This is a genomic window from Azospirillum sp. UENF 111221 (assembly GCF_058780625.1).
Window position 1 is genome coordinate 732105 of sequence record NZ_JBSNCH010000003.1, and the last position, 12969, is coordinate 745073.

Annotated in this window: 14 protein-coding genes and 1 pseudogene; 5 read left to right on the top strand and 10 right to left on the bottom strand. The window is 68.4% G+C overall.

The features are described from left to right. Position 1: 1 nt before the first annotated feature. Entirely contained in the window at positions 2-823 is an 822-nt protein-coding gene (locus tag ACWPN3_RS11450) for an ABC transporter permease (protein WP_492242877.1), read from the bottom strand. Positions 824-875: 52 nt separating this feature from the next. Continuing rightward, positions 876-1577 carry an ABC transporter substrate-binding protein gene (locus ACWPN3_RS11455; protein WP_492261387.1) on the bottom strand — a complete coding sequence of 234 codons (702 nt, stop codon included), beginning with the start codon at positions 1575-1577 and terminating at the stop codon, positions 876-878. 65 nt (positions 1578-1642) lie between these two features. On the opposite strand from ACWPN3_RS11455, the gene ACWPN3_RS11460 reads away from it, so the two are divergent. Together ACWPN3_RS11460 and ACWPN3_RS11465 are read left to right on the top strand one after the other, a co-directional pair. Then, entirely contained in the window at positions 1643-1909 is a 267-nt protein-coding gene (locus ACWPN3_RS11460) for a hypothetical protein (RefSeq protein ID WP_492261388.1), read from the top strand. A gap of 207 nt (positions 1910-2116) precedes the next feature. Continuing rightward, positions 2117-2818 (top strand): GntR family transcriptional regulator, encoded by a 702-nt coding sequence (locus ACWPN3_RS11465; protein ID WP_492261389.1) that lies wholly within the window; start codon positions 2117-2119, stop codon positions 2816-2818. A gap of 29 nt (positions 2819-2847) precedes the next feature. On the opposite strand, the gene mnhG is transcribed toward ACWPN3_RS11465, so the two are convergent. The 8 genes and pseudogenes from mnhG to ACWPN3_RS11505 form a co-directional block, all read right to left on the bottom strand. Continuing rightward, positions 2848-3264 (bottom strand): monovalent cation/H(+) antiporter subunit G, encoded by a 417-nt coding sequence (gene mnhG / locus ACWPN3_RS11470; protein ID WP_492242880.1) that lies wholly within the window; start codon positions 3262-3264, stop codon positions 2848-2850. Then, positions 3261-3542, bottom strand: a complete 282-nt coding sequence (locus tag ACWPN3_RS11475) for a K+/H+ antiporter subunit F (protein WP_174469222.1) — start codon at positions 3540-3542, stop codon at positions 3261-3263. The genes mnhG and ACWPN3_RS11475 overlap by 4 nt, the downstream gene beginning before the upstream one ends. Then, entirely contained in the window at positions 3539-4039 is a 501-nt protein-coding gene (locus ACWPN3_RS11480; protein WP_492261390.1) for a Na+/H+ antiporter subunit E, read from the bottom strand. Before ACWPN3_RS11480 ends, ACWPN3_RS11475 begins: the two co-directional genes overlap by 4 nt. Further along, the gene (locus tag ACWPN3_RS11485) at positions 4036-5652 is read right to left on the bottom strand and encodes a monovalent cation/H+ antiporter subunit D (protein WP_492261429.1); all 1617 of its coding nucleotides are present in this window, start codon (positions 5650-5652) and stop codon (positions 4036-4038) included. The genes ACWPN3_RS11480 and ACWPN3_RS11485 overlap by 4 nt, the downstream gene beginning before the upstream one ends. Before the next feature lie 8 nt (positions 5653-5660). After that, positions 5661-6005, bottom strand: coding sequence for a Na+/H+ antiporter subunit C (locus ACWPN3_RS11490; RefSeq protein WP_098738499.1), 345 nt, complete (start codon positions 6003-6005; stop codon positions 5661-5663). A gap of 136 nt (positions 6006-6141) precedes the next feature. Then, positions 6142-8970: pseudogene (locus ACWPN3_RS11495) on the bottom strand (monovalent cation/H+ antiporter subunit A); the annotation flags it as partial. 62 nt (positions 8971-9032) lie between these two features. Beyond that, positions 9033-9488: a PTS sugar transporter subunit IIA gene (locus ACWPN3_RS11500; RefSeq protein ID WP_492261391.1), complete on the bottom strand. Its 456-nt coding sequence runs from the start codon at positions 9486-9488 to the stop codon at positions 9033-9035. Positions 9489-9552: 64 nt separating this feature from the next. Next, positions 9553-10434 carry a universal stress protein gene (locus ACWPN3_RS11505; RefSeq protein WP_492242884.1) on the bottom strand — a complete coding sequence of 294 codons (882 nt, stop codon included), beginning with the start codon at positions 10432-10434 and terminating at the stop codon, positions 9553-9555. Between the two features lie 235 nt (positions 10435-10669). Between ACWPN3_RS11505 and ACWPN3_RS11510 the strand changes: the two genes are divergently transcribed. From ACWPN3_RS11510 to ACWPN3_RS11520, 3 genes are read left to right on the top strand one after another with little or no spacing between them, the layout of a single operon-like run. Then, positions 10670-11629, top strand: coding sequence for an MASE1 domain-containing protein (locus tag ACWPN3_RS11510; RefSeq protein ID WP_492261392.1), 960 nt, complete (start codon positions 10670-10672; stop codon positions 11627-11629). Beyond that, positions 11556-12332: a sensor histidine kinase gene (locus ACWPN3_RS11515; protein ID WP_492261393.1), complete on the top strand. Its 777-nt coding sequence runs from the start codon at positions 11556-11558 to the stop codon at positions 12330-12332. The genes ACWPN3_RS11510 and ACWPN3_RS11515 overlap by 74 nt, the downstream gene beginning before the upstream one ends. Then, a complete protein-coding gene (locus ACWPN3_RS11520) occupies positions 12329-12967 on the top strand; it encodes a response regulator transcription factor (RefSeq protein ID WP_492242886.1) in 639 nt (212 codons plus the stop codon). Before ACWPN3_RS11515 ends, ACWPN3_RS11520 begins: the two co-directional genes overlap by 4 nt. The last annotated feature ends 2 nt before the right edge of the window (positions 12968-12969 follow it).

The window sequence follows — 12969 nt, forward strand, 5'->3', positions numbered from 1 at the left end:
GTCAGCCCTCCCGGCTTTGCAGGGTGGATCCGTGCTGCCAGTGCAGCGCCACGGACATCAGGAGCTTGATGAGGCCGTCGGTCGCGTAGCCGAGCAGGCCGATGCTGGCCATGGCGGCGAGCACGAGGTCGTAGCGCAGGAAATAGTAACTGTCCCACAGCACGTACCCGAGCCCGCTCTTGACCGCGACCATCTCGGCGGTGACGGTCAGCATCCAGGCGGCGCCGATGCCGATGCGCAGGCCGGCGAAGATGCTGGGCAGGGCCGCCGGGAACACCACATGGCGCAGAAGCTGCTGTTCGGTGGCGCCCATCATCGCGGCGGCGCGGATCAGGTTGCGGTCGGCCGTCTTCACCCCGTGGATGGTGTTCATCAGGATGGGGAAGAAGGCGCCGAGGAAGACCAGGAAGATGGCCGGCTTGTTGGCAATGCCGAACCAGATGATCGCCACCGGAATCCACGACACCGGTGGAACCGGGCGCAGCATCTGGATCGTCGGCTCCACCGTCCGCTCGACCCAGCGCCACCAGCCGATGGCGATGCCCAGCAGGATGCCGCTGGCCGCCGCGATGGCATAGCCGGCGGCAACCCGCATGGCGCTGGACAGCGCATCGGCGAACCAGCGCCCGCTGTTGGCCTGTGCGGTCTCGTCGAAGCCGAAGACCCAGTCGCCCCACGCATGCAGGACCACCGTCGGCGGCGGCAGCAGCGCCGCGGGCAGAAGGCCGGACCGCGACACGGCCTCCCAGACCACGAGGATGACGAGGGGAACGACCGCCCTTTCCCAGGCGAACCGCTCCCAGATTTTTCCTATCGCCGTCATGAACCGGACTCCTGTCCCATGAAATACCTGACCGGGTGCAACCGGCCGCCGATCAGAAGCCCAGCTCGGTCTTCGGCTTGGCCGTGACGGTTTCCAGGAAGCTGTAATCGAGGTTCTTCTCGGCCGCGGCGGAGACGTCGTGGCGTATGTATTTCAGGTCACGCATCATCGCGGCGATGGCGAGCGTGCTGTCCTTGTGCATGGCATAGTCGGGCGAGGCATTCTTCAGCGCCTCCGCGGCGACGGTCTTGTCCATGCCGGTGTATTTGTTGATGGTGTCGACCCAGGCACCCCGGTCCGCCTTCAGCTTGTCGACCAGCGCCACGACGGACGCGACGGTGGCCTCGACCGCCTTGGGATGCTCCTTGATCACGTCGGAGCGGGTGACGATCAGGTTGGTCAGGTTGCCGGCGGCCTGGTCGTAGGGGAGCGTGAAGTGCCGGCCGGTCCCGCTGCTGCGGATTTGCGAGGCGAAGGGCTCCACCGTGCAGATCACGTCGACCTCGCCACGCTGGAGGGCGGCGGCATGGTCGGACGGGTTCGGGATGTTGACGAACTGCACGTCCTTGTTGGCGTCGATCCCGTTCTTCAGGAAGGCGCCGCGCATGTGGATGTCCTGCGCATTCCCGCGCGAGGCGGCGACGCGCAGCGGCTCGCCCTTCGCCTTGCGGTCGGCGATCAGCGCCTTCAGCCCGGCCCAGTCGTCCGGCTTCAGCTCGATCCCCTTGGCGGTCAGGATTCCAGATTCCGCCATTCACCTGGCCGGAGATCGCCACCACGTCGAACCCCTTGTCGAGGGCGGTGATGTAGTGGAGGTAGGTGACCTGCGCCACGTCGATGCTCTTGGACACCAAAGCCGTCAGCACGTCGTTGCCGGAATTGAAGTTGATGGCCTCGATCTTCACGCCCTTCGCCAGATCGGGCGTCAGCGCCATCGGCAGGCAATGGGCGCATTTGGCGAAGCCCAGCTTCACCGCGTCGATGTCGGCGGCCTGGGCGGTCGCAGCCGCCGCGGACAGGGCGAGGACCACGCCGGTGACAGCGCCAAGCGTGAAGGATCGAAGCGACATGGGCAGGATTCCCTGATGCGATTGCGATATCCCATCAGTCGCAAGCATCGTGCCAGATTGTATACAATATGGCGATTTCAGATTTATCTATTAATATCAATGATATATGAGTTTTTGTAAATCAGAAGCGCTCCGCGACTTTCTTGCCTTATTTTTAAGCGCATGGCATCGTTTGCGCATACATGCACAATCATTCAGCACCAAGGGCATCGCCGGATCGACCATGGACACCGTGAAAACCGTCAAGCCCTCCGCCGGGCCGATCCGCCGGGAAACGCTGCATCACGGCGCCGTCGCGGAGCTGCGGGCGATGATCCTGTCCGGCGAATTGCGGCCGGGCAGCCGCGTGCCGGAGGTCCAGCTGTGCGAACAGCTCGGGGTCTCCCGAACGCCTTTGCGGGAGGCGTTGCGCGTCCTGGCGGCGGAGGGGCTGGTGGAGCTTCGCCCGCACCGTGGCGCCGTGGTGACGCCGATCGACCCCAAGGAGATTGCCGCCGTTTTCGAGGTGATGGAGGCGCTGGAGGCGCTTGCGGGCGACCTTGCCTGCCGGCGGGGCACGGTCGAGGAATTCGCCGAACTCGACCGGCTCCACAACCAGCTTCACGCCCAGTTCGATGCCGGCGACCGGCTGGCCTATTCCCTGACCAACCGGCAAATCCACGCCCGGATCGTCGCGATGGCGCGCAACCCGTCCTTGGACGCCACCTATGCCGGTTTCGCTTCCAAGATTTTCCGGGCACGGTCGCTGGCCAATTACGATGAGGAGCGCTGGCGAGACTCGCTGAACGAACATGAGGGAGTCATGGCCGCATTCCGGCAGCGCGACGCAGCGGTTGCCGGCAGCCTCCTGGCCGCCCACAGCCGGCAAACCGCAGAGGCCGTCCTCGCCGCACTGAACGGCTGCGACGCAGAACTGCAAACCTGATCAGTGCGATGCGGTCCCCGCAGGCGGCCTCACACAGCCTGCCCGCCATCCGGACCCGACTGGGACTGCGGTGTGCCGGAAGCGCGCGCGTCCTGGCCCGAGGGCGGCGGCGGCACCTCGTCGCTTCCCTCGCTGCGGTCGCGGTAGAGGGCGGCGCGGGCCAACAGCATCAGGGTGATCGGGGTGGTGACCACCATCAGGGCGGTGATCAGCACCTCGTGCAGGATCGCCCTAAATTCCAGGACGGAGAAGACCAGCATCGAGGCCAGAAGGATGCAGCCGATGCCCAGGGTCGAGCCCAGCGTCGGCGCATGGACCCGCTGGTAGAAGCTGCCGAAGCGCAGCAGCCCGACGGTTCCGATCAGGGTCAGTAAGGCGCCGGCCAGCAGCAGCAGCGCGGCGGGAATGGCAGCCCAGGCGGGGAGATCGGCCAGATGGTTGTTCATTCGATGACCTCGCCGCGCATCAGGAACTTCGCCAGCGCCGCCGTCGACACGAAGCCGAGCAGGGCGATGATCAGAGCGGCCTCGAAATAGAGGATGCTGCCGTTGCGGATGCCGAAGGTCAGCAGCAGCATGGTCGCCGTGACGTAGAGGGTGTCCAGACCCAGAACCCGGTCCTGTGCCCGCGGTCCCCGCAGCACCCGGAAGGTCGCAAAGGCCATGGCGACCACCAGCATGATCTGGGTGAGGAAGATCGTTCCCATCAGCAGGGTCAGGATCATTCGAACAGCTCCATCAACCGTGTCTCGTAGCGGCCCTTGATGGTGTCGATCCACTCCTGCTCGTCCACCAGATCGAGGATGTGCAGGAGGATGGTGTTCCGCCGCCGGTCATAGGCGACCCACACCGTGCCGGGGGTGGCGGTGACGATGCAGGCGAGCGTCGCCAGCCCGTAGGGTGCCCTCAGGTCGAGTGGGATGCGCAGGAAGCCGGACACCCGGCCGCCGCCGCCCGGCCGCAGGATGATCTTGGCGACCGCCCAGTTGGAGCGCAGGATATCGACCAGCACGACACCCAGCAGCGACAGCGCGGCCTGCGGACGGCGGAAGCGTCCGCCCGGCAGGTCGAGCACGCACAGCGTCGCGGCCGTCGCCACCGAGAGTACGCCGCCCAGAATGACGGTGCCCGGGGCCACGCTCTCGGTCAGCAGCAGCCACACCCCCAGCAGCGTCGCCGTCATCATGGGATAGGGCAGCAACCGCCTCATCAGCCGTCTCATCGGGCACCTCCGGCCGTCGGGCCTGCCGTTGGAATACCGGACAGCACGGCACCGTTGTAGTTCTGCGGAGCATGGAGCGCGCGCGCGGTGTCCTCCATGTAGCGCATGGCCGGTCCGGCCTGGATGGTCAGCGCCAGATCGAGGGCGAGCAGCAGCAGGACGGGCGCGATCTCGGCCACCCGCACCCGCGGCACCTCGGCGGCCGGCGAGGCCCAGAAGGCATCGATGCCCACCCGGGTCATCGCCACCACCGTCGCCAGTCCCGACAGCACCAGTGCCGCCAGCAGAATCCATGTGGTGACGGGAACCACCGGCCCGGCCGCCAGCAGCGGCGAGAGGATGGCGAACTTGGCGAGGAATCCCGACAGCGGCGGCAGGCCGGCCAGCAAAAGCGCGCTGGACATGAAGCCGATGCCGAGGATCGCCATCGTTGCCGGAATGGGGACGCCGGCCCCGCCGCCACCCGCGCCGTCGTCGGCATCCTCGTCGTCGCCCTCGCCGAAGGCCTCGCGGGTCACCGCCAGCACGTCGGCGCCGACGCCCCGGCCGCGCTCCACCAGTTCGATCAGCAGGAAGAAGCCGGCGACCGCCATCACGGAACTGGTCAGATAGAACAGGACCCCGCCGGTGACCGCCATCTGGCCGGCGCCGATGGCGGCCAGCAGGGTGCCGGACGACACCAGCACGGTGGCGCCGGCAAGCCGCGCCATGTTCTGCGTCGCCAGCACGGCGATGCAGCCGAAGCCGATGGTCAGCAAGCCGCCGATCAGCAGGACCGTGCCGCCGAAGCCGCTCGACGCCCCTGCCCCGTCGCCGAACACCAGCAGCCACAGCCGCAGCACGGCATAGATGCCGACCTTGCTGAGGATCGAGACGATGGCGGCCGACGCCGAGCCCAGGGTGGAATAGGTGTTGGGCAGCCAGAAGCCCAGCGGCCACATCCCCGCCTTGATCAGGAAGGCGAGCCCCAGGATCGCCGCACCGGCTTCCAGCAGCCCGCGGTCCTCGGAGGCCAAGCTGGCGACGCGGCCGGCGAGGTCTGCCATGTTGAGGGTGCCGGAAACGCCGTAGATCATGCTGACGCCGATCAGGAACAGCAGCGACGCCGACAGGTTGATCGCGACGTAATGCAGCCCCGCCCGCACCCGCGCCAGCCCGGAGCCATGCAGGGCAAGGCCGTAGGAGGCTGCCAGCATGATCTCGAAGAAGACGAACAGGTTGAACAGGTCGCCGGTCAGGAAGGCGCCGTTCAGCCCCATCAGCTGGAATTGGAACAGCGGGTGGAAATGCGCCCCCGCCTTCTGCCAGCGCGGCAGCGAGAAGGTCAGGGCGGCGACGCCCAGAATCCCGGTCAGCACCAGCATCAGGGCGGCGAAGCGGTCCAGCACCAGCACGATGCCGAAACTCGCCGGCCAGTCGCCCAGGCGGTAGACGCGGACGACGCCGGTCCCCGAATCGGCGACGGTCAGGGCCAGGATCGCCAGGCCCAGCAGCGTCAACGCCGACGCCATGCCGATCACCGCCTTCAGCGTGCGCTGCCGCTCGTCGATCAGCATCATCACCGCCCCCGCCAGCAGGGGCACGACGATGGGGGCAATCGTCAGATGGTCCATCCAGCCGCTCACCGGCCGCTCTCCTTTCCGTCGACATGGTCGGTGCCGGTCAGGCCGCGGGCGGCGAGCAGCACGACGAGGAACAGGGCGGTGGTGGCGAAGCCGATGACGATGGCGGTCAGCACCAGCGCCTGCGGCACCGGGTCGGCATGCATGGCGAGCGTTCCGGCCCGGCCGCCCTCCAGGATCGGCGCAGCGCCCGTGCGCAGGCCGCCGGTGGAGAAGATGAAGAGGTTGACGGCATAGGAGAGCAGCGACAGGCCGACGATCACCTGGAAGGTTCGGGGCCGCAGCAGCAGCCACACGCCGGAGCCGGTCAGCACGCCGATGCCGAGCGAAAGGATCAGTTCCATCAGTCGTCTCCCACGGCAGTCTGTCCCACGGCGGTGGCAGCCGGTTCGGGCACCGCCGGAACCTCCGGCGGACGGGGGCGGCGGCGCGGTGGCCGCGCAGCGATTGGCGGGCCAGCGCGATCAGAATCAGGATGGTGGCGCCGACAACCAGGGCGAAGACGCCGATGTCGAACAGCAGGGCGCTCGCCACCGGGACCTTGCCCAGCACCGGAATCTGCGAATAGGCGAAGTAGCTGGTCAGGAACGGCCGGTCGAACATCCAGGCGCCGAACCCGGTGCCGGCGGCCAGCAGCAGGCCGATGCCCATCCAGCGCATCGGCAGCACGCGCAGCCTCGCCTCGACCCACTGGGTGCCGCCGAACATGTATTGCAGGATCATGGCGATGGCGACGGTCAGGCCGGCGGCGAAACCGCCTCCCGGCAGGTCATGGCCGCGCAGCAGCAGGAACAGCGCCACCAGCAGGATCACCGGGAACAGCAGCCGGGCGATCAGCGACGGGATGAACAGCCAGTCGGCCACGGTGTCGCCGTCCTTGCGGTCGGGCCGCGAGGCGTCGAAGGCGCTCTGGTCGCGCTGCTGCTCGGGAACGTCGACGCTGTCCGACGCCGGGCGGAAGCGGCGCAGCAGGGCATAGGCGGTCATCGCCACCACCCCCAGCACGGCGATCTCGCCCATGGTGTCGAAGCCGCGGAAATCGACGAGGATGACGTTGACGACGTTGGTGCCGCCGCCCTCGCTGTAGGCCAGCTCCAGGAAATGGCGGGCCAGCAGTTCGGGAGGGAAGCGCGTCATCACCCCGAAGGCCAGCCCGGCCATGCCGGCCCCGGCGGCGGTGGCGATGCCGAGGTCGCGCAGGCGGCGGGTCAGCGTGACCGCCTCCGACCCGCGGCTGCCGGGGATGTCCATCCGCTTGGGCAGCCAGCGCAGGCCCAACAGAAGCAGGATGGTGGTGACCACCTCCACCAGCAGCTGGGTCAAAGCGAGGTCGGGGGCCGAGAACCAGACGAAGGTGACGCAGACGACCAGCCCGGTGCCGCCGAGCAGGATCAGCGCCGCCAGCCGGTGGAACTTCGCCTGCCAGGCCGCACCCAGGGCGCAGGCGGCCCCCAGCAGCCAGATCAGCGCCAGCACCGGGTCGATGCCCGACGGCACCAGATTGCCCGGCCCCACCCCGCGGGTCCACACGGTCCAGCCGGCGGCAAGCACCGCGGCGATGACCACCAGCCGCAGCTGCGGCTGAAGGCGGCGGGTGCCGAGCACGCCCTCGGCGGTGCGGGCCAGCCGCCAGGACAGGAAGACCATCGTCCGCTCGAACATGCGCCGCCCTTCCAGGCTGCGGATCAGCGGCGGCCCCTCGATCCCCTTGGCGAGATGGCTTTGCAGCAGCCGGTAGAGAATCAGCCCGGCGGCGAAGGCGGCCATGCTCATCACCAGCGGCAGGTTGAAGCCATGCCAAACCGCGAGGCTGTATTCCGGCGTCGCAGCACCCAGGGCGGCGCGGGCGGCCATGTCGAGATAGGGGCCGACGGTGGCGGCCGGCAGGATGCCGATGACGATGCAGGCCAGCACCAGCACCTCGACCGGGAAGCGCATCCAGGCCGGCGGCTCGTGCGGCTTGTGCGGCAGGTCGACCGGGTCCGGCCCGAAGAAGGTGCCGTGGATGAAGCGCAGCGAATAGGCGACGCTGAAGGCGCTGGCCACCATCGCCGCGACCGGCAGCACGTCGAAGAAGATCGGCAGCGGGTCCTTGGCGGACAGCGCCTCGGCGAAGAACATCTCCTTGGACAGGAAGCCGTTCAGCAGCGGCACGCCCGCCATCGCGCCGGCGGCGATCAGGGCGAGGCGGGCGGTGAAGGGCATGAATCGATTCAGCCCCGACAGGCGCCGGATGTCGCGCGTTCCCGTCTCGTGGTCGATGATGCCGGCGGCCATGAACAGCGAGGCCTTGAAGGTCGCGTGGTTGATGACGTGGAAGATCGCCGCCACCATCGCCAGTTCGCTGTTCAGGCCGAGCAGCAGGGTGATCAGGCCGAGATGGCTGATCGTCGAATAGGCCAGCAGTCCCTTCAGGTCATGCTGGAAGATGGCGACATAGGCGCCGAGCAGCAGGGTGGCGAGGCCGGCGGAGCCAACGATCCAGAACCACGCCTCGGTCCCCGCCAGAACCGGCCACAGCCTCGCCATCAGGAAGATGCCCGCCTTCACCAGCGTCGCCGAATGCAGGTAGGCCGACACCGGGGTCGGCGCCGCCATGGCGTGCGGCAGCCAGAAATGGAAGGGGAACTGCGCGCTCTTGGTCAGGGCGCCGAGCAGGATCAGCACCAGGGCCGGCAGGTAGAGCGGATGGGCGCGGATGAGGTCGCCGGCCGCCAGCACGGCATCGAGTTCATAGCTGCCGACGATGTGGCCGAGGATCAGCACGCCCGCGAACAGGCAGAGGCCGCCGGTCGCCGTGACCGTCAGCGCCATGCGCGCGCCGTCGCGCGCCGCGGCGGTGTGATGCCAGTAGCCGATCAGCAGGAAGGAGAAGAGGCTGGTCAGTTCCCAGAAGAAGGCGAGCTGGATCAGGTTGCCCGACAGCACCACCCCCGTCATCGATCCCATGAAGGCGAGCAGGAAGGCGAAGAACCGCGGCACCGGATCCTCGGCCGCCATGTAATAGCGGGCGTAGACCACCACCAGCACGCCGACCCCGAACACCAGCCCGGCGAAAAGCCAGGCGAAGCCGTCCATCCGCAGGGAGAAGTCGAGGCCCAGCGACGGCATCCATCCGGCGGTGAAGCGGAGCACGCCGCCGGCCGAAACCGTCGGGTAGGCCGCCCACACCATCGCCAGCCCAAGCAGCGCCACGCCGCCGGCCAGCCACGCCGCGGCGTTGCGCGCATGGGTGGGCAGCAGTCCGGCGGCAACCGCGCCGGCGAAGGGCAAGGCGATGGCGATCAGGAGCGGAAGTGCGTCGGGCATGAAATCCTACGGCAGACTGGCGGCAGACTGGAGGCACACTGGAGCGGCGGCGATGGATGGAGTCAGAAGCCAGGCGTTCCGTCGTCGCAATCCCGGTCGTCCTCATCCTGGGCAACGGCCTGGATGACGATCTGGGCCGCGTCGTCGGCGGTCTTGGCACCGCGCAGACGGCGCAGCGACTGCGGATCGCGCAGCGCCCCGCAGATTTCCGCCATGGCCGCCAGCAGCCCCTTGCGGTTCGATGCAGGCCAAAGCGCGAGGAAGACCAGATCGACCGGCTCGTCGTCGCGCGCATCGAAATCGACCGCGCGCTGGAGACGGGCGAACAGGACGACCGGGGCCGCGAGATCGGCAAGCTCCGTGTGGGGAAGCGCCACACCCCTGCCGAGCGCGGTGGAGCCGATCTTCTCCCGCGCCTGCAAGGCCTCCAGGATCTCGGGCGCCGGGACGCCCGCTGCGGCTGGCAGCCTCCGCCGCCAACTGGTCGAGCAGCGCCGCCTTGTTGCCGGGCGCGGCATCGAGGATCACGCTGGACACGGAAAAATGGTCAGTGATGGTCATCCGGTTCTCCATTCAGGCCCATCAGGGGCAATGTGTGGGTGCGGGCGCCGGGGACCAGCCGGAGCCCGCACCCATATCCACGCCACCGATCAGCACGTCGCAGGGCAGGGCGTCGATCACCTCGGACGCCGTGCTGCCCAACAGGGCACGGGCAACGCCGCTGCGCCGGGCCGAGCCCATTGCAACCAGATCGTACCGCCCCTGCCGGGCCAGACCGACGATCCGCTGTCCGGGAGAGCCGGTCAACAGGATCGTCTCCACCTCCATCCCACCCGGCGGCCCAACCGGCGGCCCTTCCCCCCGGGAGCCGAGCACGGTCCGGAAATCGTGCTCGACCTGTGCCTTGTCCAGTGCCGACGCGTCCGGCAGGTCGGCGACATGCAGCAGGTGGATGCATCCCTCCTCCATCAGCATGCGCACCGACTCCACCGATGAGCGCGACCGTTCGGAAAAATCGACCGGCACCAGCGCCCGCAGATAGGGCTGGAGCGGCTTGTCGCGCACGATCAGCATCGGCGTTCCGTCGGCAATCGCAATGCGCTCGACAGTGGAGGCCAGGAACAGGTCCGCCACACGGTCGCGCTGGTGCAGGCCGACCACCAGAAGGTCGGGTCGCCACAGGCCGGCATAGCCGGCGACCCGGTGCTCCACCGCGTCGCCGCGCACCGCGACCGCCTGTGCCCGGATGCCGGCCCCGCCGCTCGCGGCCAGGATGTGGCGCTGCAACTCCCCTTCAACATGGTGCAGCGGCAGGCAGCCATAACGGCCGCCGCTGCCGTCGACAACATGCAGCGCCGTCAGTTCCGCATCGAACCGCTGGGCGAGCTGAACGGCGCGCTCCAGGGCGCGGTCCGATTTCGGTTCCAGGTCGGTTGCCAGCAGAATGCGCTTGAGGCTTGCCATCGTGACGGTTCCGGTTGCTTGGGGTCTCCGGTCCTTTTGTTCCGGTGCGGTCCGTTGCCTGGCGGAAATCGCTCCGCAGGAAACAACTCAATGATCGGAAGTCGGCGGCAGTCTGTCCATGCCGGGAAATACGGACCCGAAGGGGCCGCACCCGATACTGTAGGATGTCCGTAGTAATACGGGCCCGGCGATTTCGCCTGATGCAGTCGGAGCGGGTTGGCGTTACCATCGCCCTATGTCGCAGATTGCCCGCCGCAAATGGATGCTCGTTCCGGCCTATCTGGCCGCCCACCTGTTCCTGGATTGGATCAGCTTCATCCATGCGGTCTCGTCCATCAACATCACGCCGTGGAACCCGCCGGCCGGGCTGATGATGGGGGTGTCCGTGCTGTTCGGCGTCCGCGCCGTGCCCCTGGTCTGGCTGGCGCTGACCGCCGCCGACCTCGTCGTCCGCGATCTGCCCATAACGCTCATGCCCATGACGCTGTGGGCCCCGTTCTTGGCCAACGGCGTCGTCGCCGCGGGCTATGGGATCGCAGGATGGCTGCTGGGCCGCGCGATCGATCCGGGGCTGTCCCGGCTGCGCGACATCGTCCTGCTGCTGGGCGGCAGCGCCGCGGCGGTGCTGGGCATCGGCCTGTGCTTCATCGCCATCCACACCGCGGCCGGGCTGTTCGAGTGGACGAACTTTCCGGAGGTGCTGCTGCGCTATTGGACGGGCGAAGTCATCGGCATCGCCGTTCTGACACCGCTGGTGCTGATCGGCCGGCGGATGCCGGCCCTGCGCTGGTCCTGGAGCGGGGCGGCGGAGACGCTGGCGCAGGGGACGCTGATCGGCTTCACCCTTTGGCTCGATTTCGGCCCGCTGGCTTCCTCGCAATACGAGCATTTCTATCTGCTGTTCCTGCCCGCCATCGGAATCGCCGTGCGGCATGGGCTGGCCGGCGCTGTGGTCGCCTCGGTCGCCACGCAGGCCGGGCTGATCGCGGCCATCCAGGCGACCGGCGTCGACACCGACCGCATGGCTCATTTCCAGCTGTTGATGCTCGACTCTGGCCGTCACCATCCTGCTGCTGGGCGCCGTGGTCAGCGAGCGCCGGCGGGCGGAGGATCGGCTGCGGGTGCGGCAGTCCGACCTCGCCCACGCCTCCCGCCTGATCGAGGCGGGCGAGATGACGGCGGCACTGGCCCATGAGTTGAACCAGCCGCTGGCGGCGACCATGGGCTATGCCCGCGCCGCCCGCAAGGTGGCGCGGATCGAAGGGGCCTCTCCCCGCCTGACCGAGATCCTCGACAAGACCGTCACCCAGGCGGAGCGGGCGGACCGGGTCATCCGCAGCCTGCGCGATTTCGTGCGCAAGGGCGCCAGCGACCGCACCCCGCTGCCGGTCGCCACGCTGATCGCCGACTGCCTGACGCTGGCCGGCCCGCTGGCCAGCCGCCATGCGGTGGAGATCGTCGCTGAGGTCGACCCTGCCCTCCCCGCCATCGGCGGCGACGCGGTCCAATTGCAGCAGGCGATTCTCAACCTCGTCCGCAATGCCGCGGAAGCGATGGGCGATGGTCCGGACGGCGGGCCGTCCGCCCAGGCCTATCCGGCCCGGCGCCGCATCGTGATCTTCGCCTCCCCCGCTGCGCAGCCCGGCTTCGTCGCCATCGGCGTGCGCGACACCGGACCCGGCCTTGCCGAGGTGGTGGAGCGCAACCTGTTCGCCCCCTTCGTCACCACCAAGCCGACCGGCATGGGGCTTGGGCTGTCCATCGTCCGCACCATCGTCGAGAACCATGGCGGCACCCTGACCGCAAGAAGCGGAGCGTATGGCGGCTCCATTGACGGTACCGTGTTCCAGTTCACCATTCCCGCCCATGGCGCGGGCAAAGACGGAGAGCCCGCATGACGACCGAGACGCCCGCCGCCGGAGCCACACCGGTGGCTTTCGTGGTGGACGACGACGAGGCCGTTCGCGATGCCCTGGCACTCCATCTCGATCTGGCCGGCCTGACCGTACGCTGCTGCGCGTCGGCTGCCGAATTCCTGGAGACGGCGTCCCCCGACCAGCCGGGTTGCGCCATTCTCGACATCCGCATGCCGGGCATGGACGGGCTGGATTTGCAGCAGGAGATGATCCGACGCAGGCTGACGCTGCCGGTGATCGTCATCACCGGCCATGGCGACGTCACCGCCGCGGTGCGCGCCTTCCGGGCCGGGGCGGTGGATTTCCTGCAAAAGCCGTTCGACGAGGATCTGCTGATCGAGCGGGTGCAGGAGGCGTTCGCGCGCGACCTCGCCGCGCGCAGCGCCGATGCGGAGGTCGGCGACATCCGCCGCCGCCTCGCCCTGCTCAGCCCGCGCGAATTGGAGGTGATGGAAATGGTCGCCCAGGGCCTGCCCAACAAGACCATCGCCAGCCGCCTCGCCATCGGCATCCGCACGGTCGAAACCCACCGCGCCCGCGTGCTGGAAAAGATGGAGGCCCGCAATGCCCCGGAACTGGCGCTGATGCGGATGAAGCTGGGTGAGCGGTTGGAGTGACG

Excerpts from the sequence above, each read along its gene's own strand:
- ACWPN3_RS11450 (WP_492242877.1), bottom strand. The coding sequence starts at position 823 with ATGACGGCGATAGGAAAAATCTGGGAGCGGTTCGCCTGGGAAAGGGCG.
- ACWPN3_RS11455 (WP_492261387.1), bottom strand. The coding sequence starts at position 1,577 with ATGGCGGAATCTGGAATCCTGACCGCCAAGGGGATCGAGCTGAAGCCG.
- ACWPN3_RS11465 (WP_492261389.1), top strand. The coding sequence starts at position 2,117 with ATGGACACCGTGAAAACCGTCAAGCCCTCCGCCGGGCCGATCCGCCGG.
- mnhG (WP_492242880.1), bottom strand. The coding sequence starts at position 3,264 with ATGAACAACCATCTGGCCGATCTCCCCGCCTGGGCTGCCATTCCCGCC.
- ACWPN3_RS11475 (WP_174469222.1), bottom strand. The coding sequence starts at position 3,542 with ATGATCCTGACCCTGCTGATGGGAACGATCTTCCTCACCCAGATCATG.
- ACWPN3_RS11480 (WP_492261390.1), bottom strand. The coding sequence starts at position 4,039 with ATGAGACGGCTGATGAGGCGGTTGCTGCCCTATCCCATGATGACGGCG.
- ACWPN3_RS11485 (WP_492261429.1), bottom strand. The coding sequence starts at position 5,652 with ATGGACCATCTGACGATTGCCCCCATCGTCGTGCCCCTGCTGGCGGGG.
- ACWPN3_RS11490 (WP_098738499.1), bottom strand. The coding sequence starts at position 6,005 with ATGGAACTGATCCTTTCGCTCGGCATCGGCGTGCTGACCGGCTCCGGC.
- ACWPN3_RS11500 (WP_492261391.1), bottom strand. The coding sequence starts at position 9,488 with ATGCCGCGCCCGGCAACAAGGCGGCGCTGCTCGACCAGTTGGCGGCGG.
- ACWPN3_RS11505 (WP_492242884.1), bottom strand. The coding sequence starts at position 10,434 with ATGGCAAGCCTCAAGCGCATTCTGCTGGCAACCGACCTGGAACCGAAA.
- ACWPN3_RS11510 (WP_492261392.1), top strand. The coding sequence starts at position 10,670 with ATGTCGCAGATTGCCCGCCGCAAATGGATGCTCGTTCCGGCCTATCTG.
- ACWPN3_RS11520 (WP_492242886.1), top strand. The coding sequence starts at position 12,329 with ATGACGACCGAGACGCCCGCCGCCGGAGCCACACCGGTGGCTTTCGTG.